Annotated in this window: 21 protein-coding genes and 1 tRNA gene; 10 read left to right on the top strand and 12 right to left on the bottom strand. The window is 72.1% G+C overall.

Going from position 1 to position 17,536, the window contains the following annotated elements:
• The first annotated feature begins 33 nt into the window (after positions 1–33).
• The 8 genes from ACFVT2_RS01015 (at position 34) to ACFVT2_RS00980 (ending at position 7,565) form a co-directional block, all read left to right on the top strand.
• Complete coding sequence (locus ACFVT2_RS01015; RefSeq protein WP_390010637.1) at positions 34–216, top strand: DUF6257 family protein; 183 nt, start codon at positions 34–36, stop codon at positions 214–216.
• Positions 217–303: 87 nt separating this feature from the next.
• A complete protein-coding gene (locus ACFVT2_RS01010) occupies positions 304–2,547 on the top strand; it encodes an ATP-binding protein (protein ID WP_390010635.1) in 2,244 nt (747 codons plus the stop codon).
• A 308-nt stretch (positions 2,548–2,855) separates the two neighbouring features.
• On the top strand, positions 2,856–2,990 hold the full coding sequence (locus ACFVT2_RS01005; protein ID WP_390010633.1) for a hypothetical protein: 135 nt from the start codon (positions 2,856–2,858) through the stop codon (positions 2,988–2,990).
• A gap of 23 nt (positions 2,991–3,013) precedes the next feature.
• Positions 3,014–3,268: a hypothetical protein gene (locus ACFVT2_RS01000; RefSeq protein ID WP_390011202.1), complete on the top strand. Its 255-nt coding sequence runs from the start codon at positions 3,014–3,016 to the stop codon at positions 3,266–3,268.
• An 84-nt stretch (positions 3,269–3,352) separates the two neighbouring features.
• Positions 3,353–4,300: a bifunctional DNA primase/polymerase gene (locus ACFVT2_RS00995; protein WP_390010631.1), complete on the top strand. Its 948-nt coding sequence runs from the start codon at positions 3,353–3,355 to the stop codon at positions 4,298–4,300.
• 340 nt (positions 4,301–4,640) lie between these two features.
• Complete coding sequence (locus ACFVT2_RS00990) at positions 4,641–5,789, top strand: DUF3631 domain-containing protein (RefSeq protein ID WP_390010629.1); 1,149 nt, start codon at positions 4,641–4,643, stop codon at positions 5,787–5,789.
• A 199-nt stretch (positions 5,790–5,988) separates the two neighbouring features.
• The gene (locus ACFVT2_RS00985; protein WP_390010627.1) at positions 5,989–6,207 is read left to right on the top strand and encodes a helix-turn-helix domain-containing protein; all 219 of its coding nucleotides are present in this window, start codon (positions 5,989–5,991) and stop codon (positions 6,205–6,207) included.
• Between the two features lie 80 nt (positions 6,208–6,287).
• Positions 6,288–7,565 carry a tyrosine-type recombinase/integrase gene (locus ACFVT2_RS00980; protein ID WP_390010626.1) on the top strand — a complete coding sequence of 426 codons (1,278 nt, stop codon included), beginning with the start codon at positions 6,288–6,290 and terminating at the stop codon, positions 7,563–7,565.
• 65 nt (positions 7,566–7,630) lie between these two features.
• Here the strand turns inward: ACFVT2_RS00980 and ACFVT2_RS00975 are convergent.
• The 3 genes from ACFVT2_RS00975 to ACFVT2_RS00965 form a co-directional block, all read right to left on the bottom strand.
• Positions 7,631–7,715 (bottom strand) — tRNA-Ser (locus ACFVT2_RS00975).
• Positions 7,716–7,775: 60 nt separating this feature from the next.
• On the bottom strand, positions 7,776–8,276 hold the full coding sequence (gene tadA / locus ACFVT2_RS00970; protein WP_390010624.1) for a tRNA adenosine(34) deaminase TadA: 501 nt from the start codon (positions 8,274–8,276) through the stop codon (positions 7,776–7,778).
• Between the two features lie 65 nt (positions 8,277–8,341).
• Positions 8,342–8,869: a hypothetical protein gene (locus ACFVT2_RS00965; RefSeq protein WP_390011200.1), complete on the bottom strand. Its 528-nt coding sequence runs from the start codon at positions 8,867–8,869 to the stop codon at positions 8,342–8,344.
• A gap of 218 nt (positions 8,870–9,087) precedes the next feature.
• On the opposite strand from ACFVT2_RS00965, the gene upp reads away from it, so the two are divergent.
• Positions 9,088–9,723, top strand: a complete 636-nt coding sequence (gene upp / locus ACFVT2_RS00960) for a uracil phosphoribosyltransferase (protein WP_390010622.1) — start codon at positions 9,088–9,090, stop codon at positions 9,721–9,723.
• An 87-nt stretch (positions 9,724–9,810) separates the two neighbouring features.
• Here the strand turns inward: upp and ACFVT2_RS00955 are convergent, their stop codons facing one another.
• From ACFVT2_RS00955 to ACFVT2_RS00915, 9 genes are all read right to left on the bottom strand, one after another.
• Positions 9,811–10,455: a LytR C-terminal domain-containing protein gene (locus ACFVT2_RS00955; RefSeq protein WP_390010620.1), complete on the bottom strand. Its 645-nt coding sequence runs from the start codon at positions 10,453–10,455 to the stop codon at positions 9,811–9,813.
• Positions 10,456–10,582: 127 nt separating this feature from the next.
• Positions 10,583–10,882, bottom strand: a complete 300-nt coding sequence (locus ACFVT2_RS00950) for a type II toxin-antitoxin system VapB family antitoxin (protein WP_016572550.1) — start codon at positions 10,880–10,882, stop codon at positions 10,583–10,585.
• 178 nt (positions 10,883–11,060) lie between these two features.
• Positions 11,061–11,708: a DUF4232 domain-containing protein gene (locus ACFVT2_RS00945; RefSeq protein ID WP_390010618.1), complete on the bottom strand. Its 648-nt coding sequence runs from the start codon at positions 11,706–11,708 to the stop codon at positions 11,061–11,063.
• Positions 11,709–11,753: 45 nt separating this feature from the next.
• A complete protein-coding gene (locus ACFVT2_RS00940) occupies positions 11,754–12,329 on the bottom strand; it encodes a hypothetical protein (RefSeq protein ID WP_390010616.1) in 576 nt (191 codons plus the stop codon).
• Positions 12,326–13,006, bottom strand: a complete 681-nt coding sequence (locus ACFVT2_RS00935; protein WP_390010614.1) for an RNA polymerase sigma factor — start codon at positions 13,004–13,006, stop codon at positions 12,326–12,328. Before ACFVT2_RS00935 ends, ACFVT2_RS00940 begins: the two co-directional genes overlap by 4 nt.
• Before the next feature lie 27 nt (positions 13,007–13,033).
• On the bottom strand, positions 13,034–13,555 hold the full coding sequence (locus ACFVT2_RS00930; RefSeq protein WP_390010612.1) for an LPXTG cell wall anchor domain-containing protein: 522 nt from the start codon (positions 13,553–13,555) through the stop codon (positions 13,034–13,036).
• A 200-nt stretch (positions 13,556–13,755) separates the two neighbouring features.
• The gene (locus ACFVT2_RS00925; RefSeq protein ID WP_390010611.1) at positions 13,756–14,997 is read right to left on the bottom strand and encodes a GTP-binding protein; all 1,242 of its coding nucleotides are present in this window, start codon (positions 14,995–14,997) and stop codon (positions 13,756–13,758) included.
• 6 nt (positions 14,998–15,003) lie between these two features.
• Positions 15,004–15,174, bottom strand: coding sequence for a 50S ribosomal protein L32 (gene rpmF, locus ACFVT2_RS00920; protein ID WP_390010609.1), 171 nt, complete (start codon positions 15,172–15,174; stop codon positions 15,004–15,006).
• Positions 15,175–15,472: 298 nt separating this feature from the next.
• Positions 15,473–16,528 carry an NAD(P)-dependent alcohol dehydrogenase gene (locus tag ACFVT2_RS00915; protein ID WP_390010607.1) on the bottom strand — a complete coding sequence of 352 codons (1,056 nt, stop codon included), beginning with the start codon at positions 16,526–16,528 and terminating at the stop codon, positions 15,473–15,475.
• A 148-nt stretch (positions 16,529–16,676) separates the two neighbouring features.
• Between ACFVT2_RS00915 and ACFVT2_RS00910 the strand changes: the two genes are divergently transcribed.
• Positions 16,677–17,519: a helix-turn-helix transcriptional regulator gene (locus ACFVT2_RS00910; RefSeq protein ID WP_390011198.1), complete on the top strand. Its 843-nt coding sequence runs from the start codon at positions 16,677–16,679 to the stop codon at positions 17,517–17,519.
• Positions 17,520–17,536 lie beyond the last annotated feature (17 nt).

The raw sequence follows: 17,536 nt of genomic DNA, 5'->3' as shown, positions 1-17,536 counted from the left end.
GCCGGGACAGCCCGGCCCAGACGGGAGCATCCGATGGCATCGCCCGACGAACCCAAGCTGACCGCAGGCGAGAAGGCCAAGGTCACCTGGCTGATCGGCCGGATGGCCAAGCGTGGCCTGGCCGGTGAGCAGGTCTACCAGGGCGACCTGGAACGCAAGGTCGAAGGCGTCCTGGAAGGCGCCCGCAAGCGCCAAGAGCGCGACTCCGCGCAGTGACTTCGCCCCGGGGCGGCCGTCCACGGCCAAGCGACCGGCCGCCCCGGGCCTACCTCCACCCACTTAGGCAGTGACAGGAGCTCCATCATGACCGAACCCGCGGCCGAGCCGATGGGAACCGTCCACAACCTCGACGAACACCGCGCCACCCGCACCACGGCCCCGGCCGTCTCCCTGGCCAAAGACACCACCGCCCCCGACCCGGCGCCCGTTGACGCCGCACCGCCCTCCTCCAGCTCCAGCCGCGCCCGCAGGGCCGTCCGCCGGGCACACGCACTGGCCACGCACGACCGCACCCGCAGCACCGTCGGGTTCGTGGTGCGGCACGGGGGCTACTTCGTCGGCGGCGCCGGGGTCGTTGCCAAGCGGACCTGGGAGGGCCGCACCGTCGCGGTGCATCACCGGATGCGGGCCATGGCCCTGGCCTCCGGGGACCACCTGGCGGCGGCCGAATGGCAGGACCGGGCCGACCGATTCCGCCGGGAACGTCACGAGCGACGGATCGAGCTGGTCCACAAGGTGCCGACGATGGCGAAGTCGGCCGCGATCGGCACGGCCGCCGTCGAAGGCGTCCTGCTGCTGGTCGGTATCTGCATGGCCATCTCGAACCGCGAGCTGCACGACGTGGTCGCACCGACCCTCGCCGCGATCGACGCGGTGCAGGCCCTGTGCTGGTTCATCGGGATCGCGTGGGGCCCGGCTCTCGGGCTGGCGCTGGTGGCCTGCCTCTCCCACCTGTGGCGCGCCGGCCACAAGAACGAGACCGCCCCGGCCTGGGCCCGACCCACCTCCGACACCGTGGACGATGTCCCGATCACCCCGTCGATCGTGGTCAAGGCCCTGTCCGACCTCGGCGTCCCCGCGTTGAAGAAGGCCATCAAGGAGATGGCAGACGGGGCGGCCGGGATGCTCGGGCCGATCCGCCTGGCAGGGTGCGGCATCGAGGTCGACGTCACCTTGCCGTCCGGGGTGTCCACGGAGGAGATCCTCGGCAAGCGCCGCAAGCTCGCCGAGAACCTCAACCGGCACGAACACGAGCTGCACATGACGATCCCTCCAGCGCCCCGCACCGTGCGGATGTGGGTCGCCGACTCCGGAGCACTCGACCAACCAATCGGCCCGTCCCCGCTCGTCATCGACGAAGACCTGACCGCCGACATGCGCAAGGGCCGTGCGCCGTGGGGCCAGGACCTGCGTGGCGACGCGGCCCTGATCTCCCTGTGGCAGCGGCACATGCTCATCACCGGCCTGTCCAACCAGGGCAAGACCGCGAGCCTGCGGGCCCTGGCCCTGTGGCTCGCCTTCGACACGCGGGTGGAGTTCCACCTCGCCGACCTCAAGGGGGTCGGGGACTGGCAGATGTTCTACGGGCTGGCCACGGTGCTCATCCAGGGCCCGACCGATGAGCACGTCATGGAAGCAACCCACATGGTCGAGGGGGGCGTCGAGGAGATGATGCGCCGCATCGACCTGATGCGGGAGCTGACCGCCAAGGGCTGGAGCCAGGACAAGATCATGGCCGACCCGCGGTTCAACCCCCTGGTCCTCATCGTCGACGAGGCGCAGGTCGCCTACGGGTCCGGCGCCGTGGAGACGTTCGTCTCCGACAGCGGGGCGGTCCGCAAGGGGGCGCCCTACGGCGGCTCGAAGGCCGACAGCCGGTACTTCCAGGCCGTGAAGAAGGTCCACGACCAGGGGCGCGCGGTCAACGTCACGATCTGGGAGGGCACGCAGGACCCGACGAACGAGAACCTCCCCAAGCGCTCCCGGGAGGGCAACCACATCCGTGCGTCCCTGGTGCTGGGCACCGAGTCCCAAGCCCGCATGGCCGTGGGCGACTCGGCGGTCGACGCCGGTGCGGCCCCGCACAAGCTGAGGCAGGGCCTGGACAAGGGCACCCTCGTGGTGGCCGGTGACGGGGTCAAACTCGCCCCTGGTCAGCCGTCGGTGACGGTCCGGACCCACTTCATCGACATCGACCCCGCGAAGGAGATCGCAGAGCGTGCAAAAGCACGCCGGGCGGGCGTCGAAACGCAGACCGCCGCAGAACCCGCTGAGGACCTCGACCACCTGGCCAACGTGCTCGACGCGTTGGGCGACGGGAAGCGCGTCCAGACCCAGGAGGTTCTGCGTCGGCTCATCAGCAAGCACCCGAAGGCGTATGGCAGCTGGGAGCTGCACGACCTCACGCGAGTGCTGCGCGAGGCAGGCACTGAGCCGAAGGCGACACGGGCTGACAACGGCAAAACCGGCGTGGTGTGCGTGTCCCGTGCCCGGGTCGAGGCGGCCATCGAGGGACGCGAAGAGGCCGCCGAGCGCGACGCAGGGTAGTCGCAGACTGGTGGAGGCGCGTGGTGGAGGCGCCGGAATCTGATGGAGAACTCCATCAGACGGTCCACCACCCGCCTCCACCGGCCCTGAACTGCGGAAATGCCGCCTTGATAGACCTGATGGACCTGGTGGAGACACTTCTCCGACGGGGCCCCACAAGCCCGGTTTTCAGGCCCGGCGCCCCTCCCCTCCGACCTCCACCATCGGTTACACACGGTGACCCATGTGGTCGGTGCGCCCGATCGTGCCGCCATCAAGCACAGCCCCAACTCGGCAGGCACACGCCCGCCTCACCACCAAGGAGACCCATGTACGAGGACGACGACTTCACCGACTGCGAACTGTGCGTCCCCACCGACGACAGCGACCCCTACCCCTACCCGCACTGCTGCCAGTGCGGCGACACCGGCTACGCCGACCTGCCCGAGTGCACCTGCGAGTAACAGCTAGGAGAGACCCCGTGCGTATGCGTATCCGGCGCACCTACCGCCCCCGACCGGCCCTAATCCTCACCGACACCCCACGCCCCGACTGCTGGGCCTGCAACGGCGACGGCGGCCACACCTGCCACTCCGTCCACCTCGCGACCGGCACATACACCGGCAGCCACTGGGCCCCCTGCCTGTGCTGGGACAACACCCGCCGCTGGCGCCTGCTGCCCCTGCCCCGCGCCCTGCTGCGCACCCCGCCCGGCAGCTACAGCAACGAACCGCCCTTCTAGCCATGGCTAGGGCGGGCCGCCTCACGCCAATGACCGGCCCGCCCTGCTCCACCAGCCCAATCAGACCTGTTGGAGGAATCCAGCATGACCCAACCCGCCCACGTTTCGCGACCTGCCCTAGAGGTCCTGGACGTCGATTTGGCCAGCCTGCCCCTGCTGGCATCAGCCCTGGACGCGGCCGAGCGCAACTGGCCTGTCATCCCTTTGCGGCCCGAAGGCAAGCCTCCCGCTGGCCACAGCGAACAGCGCTGCCCGAAGTCCGGCCGGTGCGCCCACGGACACCTCAAGCCCGAACAGCGCGCCACCACCGACGAAGCCCTCATCCATACCACTTGGGCTCGCGGCCGCTGGAACGTCGGCATCGCTACCGGCCCCGCCGGATTGCTCGTGGTGGACCTCGACGTGCCCAAGCCTGACGGCACCAAGACAGAAGGGGCCCCTTCGGGGGCGACTTCTTGGCAGGCGCTCTGCGAGCGCGCCGGGGACCGTCCGGTGACCCGCCAGGTCCGCACGCCGTCCGGCGGCGAGCACTGGTACTTCACCGCACCGCCCGGTGCTCGGTACGGCTGCACCGTCGGCAAGCTCGGACCGCACATCGACACCCGAGCATGGGGCGGCTACGTCGTCGCTCCCTCCAGCACCACCCCCGAAGGCACCTACACCCTCCTGGACCCCGAAGCCCCCGTCGCCCCGCTCCCGCCATGGCTCGCCGCGCTGCTGCGCGAGCCCTCGCGGCCAGCGCGGCCGGTGTCGGTCCCGCGCAACGGCTCCCGCGCTGCCACCGTCGCGCTGGAGCGGGAGTGCGCGACCGTCATGGGCACCGGTGAAGGGGCCCGAAACCGCACGCTCTACCAGTGCGCGGCGAAGGTGGCACGGTTCGTGGCCTGGGGCGACCTCGCGCCGAGCGTGTTCGAGGAGGCATTCCAAGGGGCGGGAGAGGCAGCCGGTCTACCCGCGGCCGAGTGCGTGGCCACCATCCGATCCGCCCTGAACTGGTCCCTGCACAACGCCAAACCGCGGGAGGCCCTGTGAGCCCCCAGCGCCCCGCCCCCTTGGAATGCACCACCCCAACCCCCAACGGCCCGCAGGCGCCCACACGTCGCCCGCAGGCTACGGCGGTAGGCGGCTCGAAGAACGTCGCCGAAGGCGTCCGAACTGGTTCTAACCCGCGCCGCCCAGACCGGCGTTACCCCATCGCGTGGCTCCACATCGCGGCGCCGCGCGGTGCCACGCCCACGGCCACGTCGAAGTGCCGCTGCGGCTGGGACCGCAGCGCCGTCGGCCAACGCCGCGTGCTGGCCCTGATCGAAGCACACGCCACCCACCGCGACACCTGCCCGCTGCGCACCACCCAGGAAGGGACCGAAGCCGCATGACCGCCACCATCGACGGGGCCGCGCTGCTGGACGAGGTGGAGGCATTCCACCGCCGCTTCAACGCCTTCCCCCACGAAGCCGCCTACGTCGCGGTCGTCCTGTGGGACGCGCACGCGCACCTGCTCGACTGCTTCGAGTCGACTCCGCGGCTGGCCTTCCTGTCTCCTGAGCCGGGGTCCGGAAAGTCCCGGGCTCTGGAGATCGTGGAAACGCTCGTGCCTAACCCGATGGCTGCGGTCGACGCGTCCGCCGCCGCCCTCTTCCGAGCTGTGTCCGGGGGCGATGGCAAGCGGCCCACGATCCTCTTCGACGAGATCGACACCATCTTTGGCCCCAAAGCCGGAGAGAACGAGCAGCTCCGGGGGTTCATCAATGCGGGCCACCGCCGCAATCGGCCGATGTTCCGGTGCGTGGGTGACGGCGCCAACCAGACCGTGCAGGCATTCCAGTCCTACACCGCCGTAGCCGTGGCCGGGCTCGGCTCCCTGCCCGACACCATCCGGGACCGCTCCGTCAACATCCGCATGCGACGCAGGGCCCTCAACGAGAAGGTCGAGCCCTACCGCACCCGCATCCACGAGAAGGAAGGGTTCGCCCTGCGCGACCGGCTCGCCGCATGGGCAGAGCAAGTCACCGATCGCGTCATGGGCGCCTGGCCGGACATGCCCGACGGCGTCACCGACCGACCGGCGGACGTGTGGGAACCCCTGCTCGCCATCGCCGACGCGGCCGGCGGCAACTGGCCCGAGCGGGCACGGGAAGCCTGCGTGACGCTGGTGACCGCGTCCAAGGCCAACGACAAAGGCAGCCTGGGCATCCGGCTGCTGACCGACCTGCGGGACCACGTCATGGTCGGCATCGACCGCCTGCCCACCGTCGCCATCCTCGACCGGCTCAACGCCCTGGACGATGCCCCCTGGGCGGACCTCCACGGCAAGCCGCTCGACAACCGGCGCCTGTCGCGGATGCTCGCGGAGTACATGACGGCCGACAACGAGCCCATCGCTTCCCGCAACATCAAGACCGCCGGGAGCGTCCTCAAGGGCTACTACGCCGCCGATCTAACCGACGCGTGGCAGCGCTACTGCCCCCCACCCCCAGAAAGTCCGCTACCTCCGCTACCCGACACGGAAAACACGGTCTGACCAGCAACAACGGGGTAGCGGCAACCGGCCTCCCGGTCCGCTACCCCGCCGCTACCCATCCGCTACCGCTACCCCTTCCCGCTACCTCGCGCAGGCCCCTGACCTGCGCGGTAGCGGAGGTAGCGGAAGTAGCGGACTTCCCGGAAGGGGCGGGAGCCCCGCCCTTCCTCTCGCCGTGCAACGAAGGAGCATCGCGCGAATGGATACGGCTCAACTCGCTGAAGTCGTCGACACGACACTCGTGTTGCTGAGGGTGGAAGAAGCTGCTCGCCGCCTCCAGGTCGGTCGCACCGTCTGCTACCGGCTCATCAATTCCGGAGAGCTGGAATCCCTGATGGTCGGCGGACTCCGGCGCGTCCCCGCCGACGCGCCGGCCGCCTACCTCGCCCGCCGCCGCGCCGAGCAGCACGCGGCCTGACCGACTCATCACCGGAGCGCCGCCCCGCCGCGGGGCGGCGCTCCGACGTTTCCACTCCCCAACCTGAAGGAGCCCCGCCCATGGCGGACGACAAGAAGCGCACCCGGCGAGCGAACGGTGAATCCTCCATCTACCTGGGCAAGGACGGGAAGTGGCACGGCCGCGTTACCGTCGGAGTGCGGGACGACGGCAAGCCCGACCGCCGCCATGTCGAGCGCAAGACCCGAACCGAGGTGGTGAAGGCCGTCCGTGAACTGGAACGGGAACGCGACGCCAAGACCATCCGCAAGGCCGGTCGACCCTGGACGGTCAAGACGTGGCTGACGCACTGGGTCGAGAGCATCGCGCCGCTCGCCGTCAACGAGAACACGATGGTCGGCTACGGCGTAGCCGTGCGGAAGCACTTGATTCCGGCGCTTGGCGCCCACCGGCTCGACAAGCTCAAGCCGGAGCACATCGAGCACTTCTACGGGCGCATGAAGATCGACGGCCGCAAGGCCGGGACCATCCACCAGATCCATCGAACGTTCCGTACCGCGCTCAACGAGGCGGTACGGCGTGGTCACCTCGGACGGAATCCCGTCCAGCTCGCTAAGGCGCCCCGGGTGAGCGAAGAGGAGGTGGAGCCGTACACCGTCGAGGAGGTGCAGCGGCTGTTGCGTGCGGCGGACTGCCGCCGGAACTCTGCGCGTTGGGCCGTGGCGCTCGCCCTCGGACTCCGGCAGGGCGAAGCGCTCGGACTCAAGTGGGCGGACGTGAACCTTGAGCGTGGGGTGCTGATGGTCCGTCGGAGCCGTCGCCGGCCGCGTTACGCCCACGGGTGCAGCGACACCTGCGGCAAGAAGGCCGGGTACTGCCCGCAGCGTCAGCGGACCAACCCGGAGACTGCCGACACGAAATCCCGTGCGGGACGCCGAGCGGTCGGACTGCCCGCACAGCTTGTGGACCTGCTCCGGACGCACCAGACCAAGCAGCAGGCCGAACGCGTAGCGGCCGGGGACGACTGGTCGGAAGAGGGCTGGCTCTTCGCGACGCTGACCGGCCGGGGCACGTCACCCCGCACGGACTACGACGATTGGAAGGAGTTGCTCAGCGCTGCGAAGGTGCGGGACGGCCGGCTGCACGACGCCCGGCACACCGCCGCGACGGTCCTGCTGATCCTCGGAGTCTCTGAACGGGCCGTCATGGGGCTCATGGGATGGTCCACCACGGCCATGGCCGCGCGATACCAGCACATGGTCGATTCGGTCCGCAGCGAGGTTGCCCGTCAGGTCGATGGGCTCATCTGGAAGCCGGCCGAAGACGGACCGGATGACGATGATGACGGGCTTGCTGGAGCGCTCGTACCGGCCAACTGAGACGGGAACTGAGACGGAAAGAGATGAGGCGCCCGATCCATAGGACCGGGCGCCTCATCTACCTGCGGTAGCGGAGGGATTTGAACCCTCGGTGACTTGCGCCACACTCGCTTTCGAGGCGAGCTCCTTCGGCCGCTCGGACACGCTACCGAGAGAGAGCTTAGCCCAAAGGCCCCGTGCGCCGAAATCGGATTGCCGGGCGCGTGCGGGTCAGCGGTCGCGGAAGAAGGCGGTGAGCAGGGCGGCGCAGTCGGTTTCCAGGACGCCGGTGATGACCTCGGGGCGGTGGTTGAGGCGGCGGTCGCGGACCACGTCCCAGAGGGAGCCGACGGCGCCGGCCTTGGCGTCGCGGGCGCCGTAGACGACCCGGTCGACGCGGGAGAGGACGATCGCGCCGGCGCACATCGTGCAGGGTTCGAGGGTGACGAGGAGGGTGCAGCCGGTGAGCCGCCATTCCCCGAGGGCGCGAGCGGCGGCACGGAGGGCGAGGACTTCGGCGTGGGCGGTGGGGTCGCCGGTGGCCTCGCGTTCGTTGTGGCCGGTGCCCAGGACCGTGCCGTCGGCGGACAGCACGACGGCGCCCACCGGGACGTCACCGGTCCCGGGGGCGCGGGCGGCCTCCGCCAGCGCCCGGCGCATCGGCCCGGTCCAGGGGTCGCGCAGCGGGTCGGGCGTGGGGGAGGGGAGGGAGGCGGACGGGGGGACGGTCATGTCCCCAGTGTCGGGGACGGGGCGGTGAGGTGAGGCCGGGCCCGGGGTGTGTGGGCCCGGCGGGGTCAGCGGACGGCTTCCAGGAGTTCGGAGCAGCCCAGGGCGTCGGCGATCTCGCCGAGGGCGTCGCCGTCGAGGGCCAGCAGTTCCCGCTCGCTGACGCCGACGTCCTCCAGGAGTTTGGGGTCGCCGAGCGGGCCGCGGGCCACCGGTGCCTCGTCGGTCTCCGCGCTCTCGGGGTCCTCGTCCTCCCTTTCCGGTTCGCCGTCCTCGGTGCCGTCCAGGTCGAGGAGGTCGAGGTCGTCCTCGTCGCTGTCGTCGCGGCCGAGGAGTTCGTCGGTCAGCATCGCGCCGTACGAGCTCCTGGCGGCCATCGCGGCGTTGGAGACGAAGACCCTCGGGTCGTCCTCGCCGTCGACCCGGACGACGCCGAACCAGGCGTCCTCCTGCTCGATGAGGATCACTACCGTGTCGTCGATCGCTGCCGCTCGGGCCAGGTCGGCCAGATCGGTCAGCCTTTCCACATTGTCGAGCTCCGTATCGCTCGCTTCCCACCCGTCTTCGGTGCGCGCGAGCAGTGCGGCGAAATACACCGTGACTCTCCCACTGGTCAGGGGCGTGCCGGGCCGGGCGGGGCGGGGCTGCACGCCGCTGCTTCCCGCCCCTTCGGAATCGTGGCAGAAACATCGCGTCTGCGCGGTGTCTTCGACGCTGCGTCGTGCGGACGTTGTGAGAGATGTCGCTCACGTGCCGGAGCGTGGGCGGCGCACGGCGGGCGCCGGGGCCTTACGGCTCGGTTAATGTCGATGTCATGCGGATCCACGTCGTCGACCACCCGCTGGTGGCGCACAAACTCACCACTCTGCGCGACAAGCGCACCGACTCCCCGACTTTCCGGCGGCTCGCCGACGAGCTGGTCACCCTGCTCGCCTACGAGGCCACCCGTGATGTGCGCACCGAGCAGGTCGACATCGAGACGCCGGTGACGGCGACCACCGGCGTGCGGCTGTCGCACCCCCGTCCCCTGGTCGTGCCGATCCTGCGGGCCGGGCTGGGCATGCTGGACGGCATGGTCCGGCTGCTGCCCACCGCCGAGGTCGGCTTCATGGGCATGGTGCGCAACGAGGAGACGTACGAGGCGCACACGTACGCCACGCGGATGCCCGACGACCTGTCGGGGCGGCAGGTGTACGTCGTCGACCCGATGCTGGCCACCGGCGGCACGCTGGTCGCGGCGATCAAGGAACTGATCAAGCGCGGTGCGGACGACGTCACCGCGATCTGCCTGCTGGCCGCGCCCGAGGGCGTCGAGGTCATGGAGCGCGAACTGGCCGGTACGCCGGTGACGGTGGTCACCGCCGCCGTCGACGAGATGCTGAACGAGGACCGCTACATCGTGCCGGGCCTGGGCGACGCGGGCGACCGGATGTACGGCACGGCCGGCTGAGCCAGAGGTGCCCGGGGCGGGAGCGCCCCGGTTGGTACCGGTGGACCGCGGGGCCCGCACCACGACGTGGTGCGGGCCCCGCGGCGCTCAGCACTTCGCGGGGACCGGCGCCGAGGCCGGGCGGGACAGCAGGGCCAGGGCCTTGGCGGCTTCCTGCGGGGCGGTGAGCTCCTGGAAGGCGCCGCCGATGACCAGGTCGAGGTCGGCGCCCTTGCGGTCGTCGGTCTTCAGCTGGGCGCCGGCGAGCTGGGTGGCCAGGACCTTCAGCGGGCCGGCGGTGGCGGCCTTGGGGCCGAGCAGTATCCCCGTGCCGGGCACCTTCTTGTCGTAGGCGGCCGGGGCGTTGCCGACCTTCCCGATCTTGAAGCCGCGTTTCTGGAGTTCGTCGGCGGTGCGCTTGGCGAGGCCGGAGCGCGGGGTGGCGTTGTAGACGTTGATGGTCAGGGACGCCGGGGCGGGCGGCTTGGCGGCCGGCGGGGTGGCCTTGGCGTGGTCGGCCGCGGCGCTGTCCGGGCAATGTCTCGTGTCCTGCGCGGCCTGGGCCGTACTGCCCTGGCCGCCGAAGACGTCGATGAGCTGCAGAGTTCCCCAGCCGACCAGCCCGAGGACACAGGCGCCGGTCACGATGCCGAGGATGATGCGGCGACGGTGGCGGGGGCGGCGCATCCGCGGGTACCTGCCGCCTGTGATGCGGTACTTACCGCCCATTCCCGGAGGCGTCAGCATGCTCATGGCCGCAGCGTAGTGCCGGGCGTGTGCCGTGCCTACTAGATGATCAGTGCGTTGTGTGAGGGAAACCCGAGTGGGCCAATTCGGGTGGCGCCTGCGCCGTGTCGGTGGTTCGGGCGGCGTCCGGTCGTCAGTTGTCGAGTTCGAGCACGCGGGCGTGGAGCACCTGGCGCTGCTGGAGGGCCGCGCGGACCGCGCGGTGCAGGCCGTCCTCCAGATAGAGGTCGCCCTCCCACTTGACGACGTGGGCGAAGAGGTCGCCGTAGAACGTGGAGTCCTCGGCGAGCAGCGTTTCGAGGTCGAGCTGCTGCTTGGTGGTCACCAACTGGTCGAGGCGTACCGGGCGCGGGGCGACGTCCGCCCACTGGCGGGTGCTCTCCCGGCCGTGGTCGGGGTACGGCCGCCCATTTCCGATGCGCTTGAAGATCACACGGAAAGCCTACCGGGCCGGGGGCACCGGGCGCAGCCAGGAAGCGGCGGAGCAAAGGCGATCAATAGCGGCAAAGTTGGATCATTGGTGGGTGATGAGCTGGCTGATACGGCACGAACGGGCTATCGCTCGTCCGTCCGCCCGCGTCGACCGCACGGTGCCCCGAGGGGTGGCCGGATCACCACGTCCCGGTGGGCGCCGGGCCTGGCGTCCAGTACGTGACCGCGGCGGTGTCCGGGTCCACTCGGACCGGGGCGCGGCCGTCCACGCCGACCTGGGCGGGGGTGGTGCGCGCGGCCAGGGCGACGCCGAATTGGGACGCCTTTTCGGCCGTGCTGCGCGGTGCGCTCCGGCCACCCGATCCGCCGGGCGTGGCGGCGGTGATCACCTCGGCGTGGGCGGTGCCGTCGGGCGGCAGCGTGACGGGGGTGCGCGGTCGGCCGTCCGGGAGGGGCGGGAGGGGGCCGGGGTGGTGGTCGCCGAAGTGCAGCAGGGGGTAGGGCTGGGCGGCGAAGGTGCAGGTCCGGTCGGAGATGTTGGTGACGGTGAGCAGCATGCGGCGGGCCCGGTGCGGCTCCGCGACGGCGTGGAAGCGCAGCATGTCGGGTGTGCAGCCGTCCCGGTCGCCGCGGTCGGTCGAGGGGGCCGGGGCGTGGGAGACGGCGCGGGTGGCGGCGTCGGCCCGGTAGCCGGTGCCGTCCTGGCAGGCGGCGAGCGGGAGGGCGGTCGCGGCGGCCAGGGCGACGGCGGCGAGGGTTCGGGCGCGGCGGGCGGTGCTGGTGCACCGGGGCGGGGCCGGCGTCGGGGGTGCGGGCCGGAAGGGCATGGGCACGATTCTCGGGCAGGGGGGTACGGGACGGGCAAGGGCCGGTCAGCGAACGCTGGGCGTCGCTTTCCCCATGGGCGGGGGTGAGGCGGACGAGGAGGGGGAGGGGGTGGCGCTGTGCGCCGCGCGGCCGGTGGGAGTGCCGGACGGCCGGTTGGTGGGGACGGGCGGGGTGGGGCTGTGCGGCGGGCGGCCGGAGGGGCGGCCCGGAGAGGTGGGGACGGGGCTGCGGCCGGGTTCCGTGGACCGGCCCGGGGCGGACGGGGACGGGGACGGGGACGGCGTGGTGCCGCGCGGGCTCGGCGGGGCCGGGCTCGGCGGGGCGGCCGGTTGCGGCGGGGCCGGGGGCCGGTCGGGGGCGGTGGCGAGGTGTGCGGCGAGGGCGACGACGGCGGCGGTCGCCGCGGCGGCCAGCGGGAGGGCGAGGCGGCGCGGGGAGAGGCGGGTGAGGAAGGCCGGGCGGGGGCGGCGGCGGGGGCGCAGGTGTGGGCCGGGGGGCGCCGCCGGGCGGAGGTCGTGGACGCCGATGGCGTCGGCGCGGGCCGTGAAGGCGCGGCGCAGCCGGTCCTCGACGGGGCGTTGCGCGCAGGTGTCCCGGGGGGCGGTGTCGCGGGTACTCAAGACCGTTCCTCCAGGATCTTTTCCAGGGCGTCCAGGGCGCGGCTGGCCAGGGACTTCACCGCGCCGCGGCTGATGCCCAGGGTCGCCGCGATCTCCGCTTCGGTGAGGTCGCCCCAGTAGCGCAGGACCAGCACCTCGCGGCGGCGGGCGGTGAGCCCGCCGAGCGCGGCGAAGACCTCGCGGTGCTCCTCGTCGAGGACCACCCGCTCCTCGGCGGAGGGCGCGTCGGCCTCGTGCGGCGGGGTGTAGTCGCGGGCGGTACGGCGGCGGCGCAGTACCGAGCGGGCGGCGTTGACCACTGCGGTGCGGAGGTAGGCGAGGGCGTTGTCGACCTCGCCGAGCTGTTCGCCGTGGCGTTTGTAGAGGGCGGCGAACGCGTCCTGGACGACGTCCTCGGCGGTGGCGCGGTCGTCGACGAGGAGGACGGCCAGCCGGACCATTTTCAGCCGGTGGGCGTGGTAGAGCTCGGTGATGGTGGGGCGGGACGGTTCCGGGGGCGGCGCGCCGTCCTGTTCGTACGCCAACTGCCGGGTGGAGAGCGGTAGTTGGTGGACGGATGTGGAGTGGTGGGGCGGCGACTCGCGGCGGATGGCGCGCAGCAGGCGGTGCCAGGCGGCGCGCCGGAGCCCCGACAGGGCGAACCCTGTCGGGGCCGGGTGCGGGGCGTAGTGGGCCATCGTTCCCTCGGGCGTACCCGGTCGGGGTCAGGCGCGGTTGCGGCGGACGGCGTAGAGCGCGCCGCCGCCCGCGGCGATCAGGACGGCCGCGCCGGCGCCCAGCGCGAGGGTGGTCCCGGAGGAGGCACCGGTCTTGGCGAGCTGCTTGTCGTCACCGCCGGCCCGGGTCGGTGCGGGGCGGCTGCCGGGGTGGCTGGGGACGGGCGAGGGGGTGGCGCTGTGGCCGGGCGGCTGGGTGGGGACCGGCGAGGGGGTGCCGCTGTGACCCGGGGGGTAGGTGGGGACCGGCGAGGGGCTGCCGCTGTGGCCGGGCGGCTGGGTGGGGACGGGCGACGGGGTGGCGCTGTGGCCCGGGGGACGGGTGGGGACGGGTGAGGGGCTGGCGCTGGAGGCCGGGCCCGAGGCGAGTGCGGACGCGGGGGCGGCGTAGGCGGTGCCGGTCGTCGAGACGGCGGTGAGCGCTATCGCGGCCAGCAGGCCAGCACCGGCCGAACGGCGCAGCCGGTGGCCGGCGGTACGAGAGGTGTGAGCGGTACGGGACGGGTTCACGGTCGGCTGCTCCAGTTCGTCGACGGTGGCGCCCTAAGGCGCCCTCACCCGAGACGACGTGCGGCCGGGGACGGGGTTGCCGCCCGGGCCGAAAAACTTTTCGCGGGCCGGCAGCGCTTCCGTGACCGTACCCCGTGACCCCGTGCGGTGGCCGCGGCCCCGCACGGGGTGTGGGGTGCCGCGGCCGCCGCCCCGCGCGGCTATCCGACCGCCGCGGGCGAGGGGGCCGGCCCGGTCCTGGCCCCGGGCTCGGGCTCGTCCTCGGGCCCGGGCTCGTGTGCGCAGGCGTCGTCGGTGCCGTGCACCGCCCAGGCCGGGAACGGGTCGTCGTCCGTGGTGGGTACCGGCTCGTCGGGGGCGAGGAGGCAGCCGGCCAGTGCGGCGTGCAGGGGCTCCGGGCGCAGGTCGGTGCCGATGAAGACGAGTTCCTGGCCGGACGGGCCGAGCGGTTCGGCCAGGTCGCCGGTCGCGTCCGCCCCGGTCGGCTCGAAGCGGGCGATCGCACCGGCCTGGGACCACAGGCCGGTGATGCCGGGCCGGGTGGCGAGGCGGAAGAAGCCCTTGGAGCGGAGGACGTCGCCGTAGTCGCCGCTGTCCATCCGCGTGGTGACGAACTGCCAGAGGCGGCCCGGGTGGAAGGGGCGGTCGGCCCGGAAGACCGTGCTGGAGATGCCGTACTCCTCGGTCTCGGGGACGTGGTCGCCGTTGAGTTCGCGCACCCAGCCGGGCGCCTGTTGGGCGCGTTCGAGGTCGAAGCGGCCGGTGTTCAGGACCTCGGCGAGCGGGACCCGGCCGTGCCGGGCGGGGACGATCCGGGCGGCCGGATTGAGCCGGGCGAGGGTGGCGCCGAGGCGGTCCGCGGTGGCCGGATCGACCAGGTCGGTCTTGTTGAGGACGAGGACGTCGGCGAACTCGATCTGGTCCATCAGGAGGTCGCTGACGGTGCGTTCGTCGTCCTCGTACTGGTCCAGGTCGCGCTCGACCAGGGCGTCGCCGCGGGCGAGTTCGGGTAGGAAGTTGGCCGCGTCGACGACCGTGACCATGGTGTCCAGGCGCGCCAGATCGCCCAGGGTGGCGCCGTCGTCGCGCGGGAAGGCGAAGGTCGCGGCAACCGGCATCGGTTCGGAGATTCCGCTGGATTCGATCAGCAGGTGGTCGAAGCGGCCGGCCCGGGCCAGCCGGTCGACCTCCGCCAGCAGGTCGTCGCGCAGGGTGCAGCAGATGCAGCCATTGGTCATCTCGACCAGGCGTTCCTCGGTGCGGGAGAGCGCCGCGTCGCCGCCGCGGACCAGGGCGGCGTCGATGTTGACCTCGCTCATGTCGTTGACGATGACCGCGACCCGCAGGCCCTCCCGGTTGGTCAGGACGTGGTTGAGCAGGGTGGTCTTGCCCGCGCCGAGGAAGCCGGAGAGCACGGTGACGGGCAGCCGGGGGTGCGGCACGGCCGGTCAGCCCTTCGGGTCGATCAGGCCGAGCTGGTACGCCTTCACCAGGCGCTGGGGGACCTGGTACACGGAGCCGTCGACGGTGATCGGCACCAGCTGGGGGGTGCTGGCCTTCCACTGGGCGCGGCGGTGGCGGGTGTTGCTGCGGGAGAGCTTGCGCTTGGGTACGGCCATGGTGGTGGGCCTCCGGGGAGCGGGTGGGTACCGGTCGGGAAGGAGGCTATATGGAAATGGGTACCATTTCCAAGTAGAGTGTCGGTGCAGTGCCAGGGGTCACGGCACGCAAAACGCCCGGGGCAGCCAGTGGGGGCGGCCCCGGGCGCTCACGTGCCCGGATTCGACGGGTCGGCGCGACCGTCGGTGCGGCGGGTCGGCGCAACGGCTCAGACGGTCGGTGCGGCGGATCGGTGCGGCGGCTCAGACGGTCGGCGCGACGGATCGGCGCGACGGCTCCGACGGTCGGTGCTGCGGCTCAGATCGTCGACGTGTCGATCACGAAGCGGTAGCGGACGTCGCTCGCCAGCACCCGCTCGTACGCCTCGTTGATCCGGTCCGCGCTGATCACCTCGATGTCCGAGGCCAGGCCGTGCTCGGCGCAGAAGTCGAGCATCTCCTGGGTCTCCGCGATGCCGCCGATCAGCGAACCGGCGATCGACCGGCGGCCGCCGATCAGCGCGAACGGCGCGATGGGCAGCGGCTGCTCGGGGACGCCGAGCTGGACCAGGGTGCCGTTGGTGCGCAGCAGGCCGAGGTAGGCGCCCATGTCCAGGTTGGCCGAGACGGTGTTGACGATCAGGTCGAAGGTGCCGGCCAGCGCCTCGAAGGTGGCCGGGTCACTGGTCGCGTAGTAGTGGTCGGCACCGAGCCGCAGGCCGTCGTCCTTCTTGCGGAGCGACTGGCTCAGGACGGTGACCTCCGCGCCCATCGCGTGCGCGATCTTGACGCCCATGTGGCCCAGGCCGCCCAGGCCGACCACGGCGACCTTCTTGCCGGGGCCCGCCTGCCAGTGGGCGAGCGGGGAGTAGAGGGTGATGCCGGCGCACAGCAGCGGGGCCGCGGCGTCCAGCGGGAGCGCGTCGGGGATGCGCAGCGCGTAGTTCTCGTCGACGACCAGCTGGGTGGCGTAGCCGCCGTAGGTGGCCTCGCCGTTGCGGTCGGTGTCGTTGTACGTGTTGACGGTGCCGAGCTCGCCGGTGCAGTACTGCTCCAGGCCGGCCCGGCAGTTCTCGCAGGTGCGGCAGGAGTCGACGAAGCAGCCGACGCCGACCCGGTCGCCCACCTGGTAGCGGGTGACCTCGGGGCCGGTCGCGGCGACCACGCCGGCTATCTCGTGGCCGGGGACGATCGGGAAGTTCCCGCCGTCGCCCCACTCGGCGCGCACGGTGTGGATGTCGGAGTGGCAGATGCCGGCGAACTTGATGTCGATCAGGATGTCGTGGGCACCCAGCTCGCGGCGCGGGATGGTGGTCCGCTCCAGCGGTGCCTTCGGTGCGGATGCGGCATACGCGGCGACAGAGGTGTGCGTCATGCCACCGAGAATGCGTCCTTCCGCATGCCCTAACCAGTGCACTCTTGAACATATGAATGGTGTGCCTACTACTGACGGAACCACCTTGGGGGGCGGCGGACCCGAAGGGCCCGGTGGTGCGGCGGGCCGGCCGGGGCCCGCCGGTGAGCTGGGTGTCGACCGGCGCACCGAGCTGAGCGAGTTCCTGCGCTCGCGGCGGGCCCGACTGCGGCCCGGGGACGTCGGGCTGCCGGAGCGCGGCGGTCACCGCCGGGTGCCGGGGCTGCGCCGCGAAGAGCTGGCGCAGCTGGCCGGGGTGAGCGTGGCGTATTACATCAGGCTGGAGCAGGGGCATGGACCGAACGTCTCGGATGCCGTACTGGACGCGCTCGGCTCCGCGCTCCGGCTGACCCCGGCCGAGCGCGACCACCTCCGGCACCTGGTCCGCCCGGTCTCCCGGCGGGTCCGGTCCGCCCGCCGGCCGCAACGGGTCGGGCCGGCGTGCCGGCAGTTGCTGGACGCGCTGGAGCTGGTCCCGGCGTTCGTGGTGGGGCGGCGGCTGGACATCATCGGCTGGAACCGGCTCGGCTGCGCCCTGTTCGGGGACTTCCCGGCGATGCCCCCGGAGCGGCGCAACATGGCCCGGCAGGTGTTCCTGGACCCGGCGGCCCGCGCGCTCTACGTGAACTGGGAGGGCAAGGCGGAGGTGATGGTCGGGCTGCTCCGCCGCGAGCTGGGGCGGATGCCGGACGATCCCGCGCTGACCGGACTGATCACCGAACTGGCCGGGCAGAGCGAGGAGTTCCGGAGGCTGTGGGCCCGGCACGACGTCAAGGACAAGGGCTTCGGCGTGAAGCAGTTGCACCACCCGCTGGTGGGCCCGCTGACGCTGTCCTACGAGTCGCTGGTGGTGGCGGCCGACCCGGAGCAGATGCTGGTCACCCACCACGCCGCGCCGGGCTCGCCGTCCGAGGCGGCGCTGCGGAGGCTGGCGGCGAGCGTGGTGGCGTAGGAGCCGGTGGCGGCCCC

Source organism: Streptomyces sp. NPDC058000, from assembly GCF_042886435.1.
Classification (GTDB): Bacteria; Actinomycetota; Actinomycetes; order Streptomycetales; family Streptomycetaceae; genus Streptomyces.
Note: the sequence above shows the minus strand (reverse complement) of the source record. Positions and strands in the feature narration are given on the sequence as shown.

Excerpts from the sequence above, each read along its gene's own strand:
- upp (WP_390010622.1), top strand. The coding sequence starts at position 9,088 with ATGCGGATCCACGTCGTCGACCACCCGCTGGTGGCGCACAAACTCACC.
- ACFVT2_RS01015 (WP_390010637.1), top strand. The coding sequence starts at position 34 with ATGGCATCGCCCGACGAACCCAAGCTGACCGCAGGCGAGAAGGCCAAG.
- ACFVT2_RS00985 (WP_390010627.1), top strand. The coding sequence starts at position 5,989 with ATGGATACGGCTCAACTCGCTGAAGTCGTCGACACGACACTCGTGTTG.
- ACFVT2_RS01000 (WP_390011202.1), top strand. The coding sequence starts at position 3,014 with ATGCGTATCCGGCGCACCTACCGCCCCCGACCGGCCCTAATCCTCACC.
- ACFVT2_RS00945 (WP_390010618.1), bottom strand. The coding sequence starts at position 11,708 with ATGCCCTTCCGGCCCGCACCCCCGACGCCGGCCCCGCCCCGGTGCACC.
- ACFVT2_RS00955 (WP_390010620.1), bottom strand. The coding sequence starts at position 10,455 with ATGAGCATGCTGACGCCTCCGGGAATGGGCGGTAAGTACCGCATCACA.
- tadA (WP_390010624.1), bottom strand. The coding sequence starts at position 8,276 with ATGACCGTCCCCCCGTCCGCCTCCCTCCCCTCCCCCACGCCCGACCCG.
- ACFVT2_RS00990 (WP_390010629.1), top strand. The coding sequence starts at position 4,641 with ATGACCGCCACCATCGACGGGGCCGCGCTGCTGGACGAGGTGGAGGCA.
- ACFVT2_RS00980 (WP_390010626.1), top strand. The coding sequence starts at position 6,288 with ATGGCGGACGACAAGAAGCGCACCCGGCGAGCGAACGGTGAATCCTCC.
- rpmF (WP_390010609.1), bottom strand. The coding sequence starts at position 15,174 with ATGGCCGTACCCAAGCGCAAGCTCTCCCGCAGCAACACCCGCCACCGC.
- ACFVT2_RS00995 (WP_390010631.1), top strand. The coding sequence starts at position 3,353 with ATGACCCAACCCGCCCACGTTTCGCGACCTGCCCTAGAGGTCCTGGAC.
- ACFVT2_RS00935 (WP_390010614.1), bottom strand. The coding sequence starts at position 13,006 with ATGGCCCACTACGCCCCGCACCCGGCCCCGACAGGGTTCGCCCTGTCG.
- ACFVT2_RS00915 (WP_390010607.1), bottom strand. The coding sequence starts at position 16,528 with ATGACGCACACCTCTGTCGCCGCGTATGCCGCATCCGCACCGAAGGCA.
- ACFVT2_RS01005 (WP_390010633.1), top strand. The coding sequence starts at position 2,856 with ATGTACGAGGACGACGACTTCACCGACTGCGAACTGTGCGTCCCCACC.
- ACFVT2_RS01010 (WP_390010635.1), top strand. The coding sequence starts at position 304 with ATGACCGAACCCGCGGCCGAGCCGATGGGAACCGTCCACAACCTCGAC.